The organism is Dickeya undicola, assembly GCF_000784735.1.
Lineage (GTDB): Bacteria > Pseudomonadota > Gammaproteobacteria > Enterobacterales > Enterobacteriaceae > Dickeya > Dickeya undicola.
In genome coordinates this window covers 1-267 of record NZ_JSYG01000045.1, presented here as the reverse complement: position 1 = coordinate 267, position 267 = coordinate 1, and the positions used below count along the sequence as shown (strand labels likewise).

1 rRNA gene is annotated in these 267 nt (G+C 58.4%); it reads left to right on the top strand.

What is annotated here, in order from left to right:
• Positions 1-58: 58 nt before the first annotated feature.
• Positions 59-174: ribosomal RNA gene (gene rrf / locus OB87_RS18610) — 5S ribosomal RNA — on the top strand.
• Positions 175-267 lie beyond the last annotated feature (93 nt).

Genomic DNA, 267 nt, shown 5'->3' with positions numbered 1-267 from the left:
GGTTCTGATGGTTGTGCACGGGAAGTGTGAGCATGACGGTTGGAATAAAAAGAATTTGCCTGGCGGCGAGAGCGCGGTGGTCCCACCTGACCCCATGCCGAACTCAGAAGTGAAACGCCGTAGCGCCGATGGTAGTGTGGGGTCTCCCCATGCGAGAGTAGGGAACTGCCAGGCATCACATAAGGAACCCCCGGTTTATGCCGGGGGTTTTTTGCTTTTGGGGTGGTGTCCGTCGGGCGCGTACCCGTCGGCAGAGAAAACTTCCCG